This window comes from Microbacterium sp. HMWF026, assembly GCF_003061325.1.
Classification (GTDB): domain Bacteria; phylum Actinomycetota; class Actinomycetes; order Actinomycetales; family Microbacteriaceae; genus Microbacterium; species Microbacterium testaceum_E.
On sequence record NZ_QAJB01000246.1, the window covers coordinates 1 to 2,517 of the forward strand.

General features: G+C 69.8%; 1 protein-coding gene. It reads right to left on the minus strand.

Annotated features, from left to right (window positions below; genetic code table 11):
* Positions 1-46: 46 nt before the first annotated feature.
* The gene (gene purL / locus DBR36_RS09740; protein ID WP_375136072.1) at positions 47-2,419 is read right to left on the minus strand and encodes a phosphoribosylformylglycinamidine synthase subunit PurL; all 2,373 of its coding nucleotides are present in this window, start codon (positions 2,417-2,419) and stop codon (positions 47-49) included.
* Between the last annotated feature and the right edge of the window lie 98 nt (positions 2,420-2,517).

A 2,517-nucleotide genomic window follows, 5' to 3' on the forward strand; every position in this document is an offset into this window, starting at 1 on the left:
GGTCACCGCTGCCGCGCGGACCGGAGCAGCCCGCGCGGCGGTCGGCTCAGGCGACCGGCTCGGTGATGGTCGGTCCGAAGACCGCCGGGAGCGTCTCGGTCGACAGGCGGCGCAGTTCGGACAGCGGCACCGTGAAGACGTCCTGGATCTCGAGGGATGCCTCGGTGCCCGGCTCGACGTCGGTGACGCCGATGCGCAGCACCGGGTAGCCGCGGCCATCGCACAGGCCGCGGAACTTGACGTCTTCTTCGCGGGGGACGCTGACCAGCACACGGCCGGTCGACTCGCTGAACAGCGCCGCGGTGGCATCCACCCCGTCGCGTTCCATGAGCTCGGTGAGCCACACGCGGGCTCCGATGCCGAAGCGCATCACGCCCTCGGCCAGGGCCTGCGCCAGGCCGCCCGACGACAGGTCGTGCGCGCTCGAGACGAGCGACTGCGACCCGGCGGCCTGCAGCAGCTCGGCGAGCTTGCGCTCCTGCGCCAGGTCGACCCGGGGCGGGCGACCGCCGAGGTGGTCATGGATCGTGCCGGCCCACTGCGAGCCGTCGAGTTCGTCGGCGGTGGTGCCGAGCAGGTAGAGGTTCTCGCCGGCATCCTGCCAGCCGCTCGGAATGCGCGCGGCGACGTCGTCGATGATGCCCAGGACACCCACGACGGGGGTCGGGTGGATCGGCTGGTCGCCCGTCTGGTTGTAGAACGACACGTTGCCGCCGGTGACCGGGATGCCGAGCTCGAGGCAGCCGTCGGAAAGACCCTCGACGGCCCGGCTGAACTGCCACATGACCTCGGGGTTCTCGGGGCTGCCGAAGTTGAGGCAGTCGGTGACGGCCGTCGGGACGGCGCCCGTGACGGCGACGTTGCGGTAGGCCTCGGCCAGGGCCAGCTTGGCGCCGTTGTAGGGGTCGAGCTGGTTGTAACGGCCGTTGCAGTCGGTCGCGATCGCGAAGCCCAGACCGCTCTCTTCGTCGACGCGGATCATGCCGGCGTCGTCGGGGAAGCTCAGCGCGGTGTTGCCCAGCACGTAGTAGTCGTACTGGTTGGTGATCCACGAGGTGTCGGCGAGGTTGGGGCTGGCGACCAAGGTGGTGAACTGTGCGCGGAGGGTGTCGGCATCCGTCGCCCGTTCCAGCGTCGCGGCGGTGTCGTCGTTGAGGGCGTCGATCCACGCGGGGTACGCCACGGGACGCTCGTAGACCGGGCCGTCGACGGCGACCGTCGAGGGGTCGACGTCGACGATGCGCTCGCCGTACCAGTCGATGACGAGACGGCCGTCGCCGGTGACCTCGCCGAGGACGCTCGTCTCGACGTCCCACTTGCCGACGACGGCGAGGAAAGCATCGAGCTTCTCGGGCGCGACGATCGCCATCATGCGCTCCTGCGACTCCGACATGAGGATCTCTTCGGGCGTCAGCGACGGGTCGCGCAGCAGCACCTTCGACAGCTCGACCTTCATGCCGCTGTCGCCGTTGGCGGCCAGCTCGCTCGTGGCGCACGAGATGCCGGCGGCCCCGAGGTCTTGAATCGCCTCGACCAGGTCGTCTTTGTAGAGCTCGAGGCAGCACTCGATGAGCACCTTCTCGGCGAACGGGTCGCCGACCTGCACCGCGGGGCGCTTGGTGGGTCCGCCGTCGGCGAAGGTGTCGGATGCCAGGATGCTCGCGCCGCCGATGCCGTCGCCACCCGTGCGGGCACCGAAGAGCACGACCTTGTTGCCCACGCCGGTGGCGTTGGCGAGCTTGATGTCTTCGTGGCGCATGACGCCCACCGCGAGGGCGTTGACGAGCGGGTTGCCCTGGTAGACCGCGTCGAAGACCGTCTCGCCGCCGATGTTGGGCAGGCCCAGGCAGTTGCCGTAGAACGAGATGCCGCTCGTGACGCCGTGGACGACGCGCGGGGTGTCGGGGTGGTCGATCGCCCCGAAGCGCAACTGGTCCATGACCGCGACCGGACGCGCGCCCATCGAGATGATGTCGCGGACGATGCCGCCGACGCCGGTGGCCGCGCCCTGGAAGGGCTCGATGTAGCTGGGGTGGTTGTGCGACTCGACCTTGAAGGTGACCGCCCAGCCGTCGCCCACGTCGACGACGCCGGCGTTCTGGCCCATGCCCACCATGAGGCGGGTCTTCATCTCGTCGCTGACCTTCTGGCCGAACTGCCGCAGGTAGATCTTGCTCGACTTGTAGGAGCAGTGCTCACTCCACATGACCGAGTACATCGCCAGCTCACCGCTGGTGGGGCGGCGGCCGAGGATCTCGCGGATCTGGGCGTACTCGTCGCTCTTCAGGCCGAGGGCGCCGTAGGGCTGCTCTTTCTCGGGCGTGGCGATCGCGTTCTCGACGGTGTCGGCTGTCGCCGTCGCCCGCGCGGCAGCGGAGTCGGAGGGGGACGTGCGGGCGGCGGGGTTCGGGGTGGTCACGCGGCTGAGCTCCAAGATCGCAGGGGCCGGACGGGAGTCAGTCTAGTTGGGCGCGCCGACATCGCCCGGGCCGTGTGCGGGGGGCGCCACCATAGGCT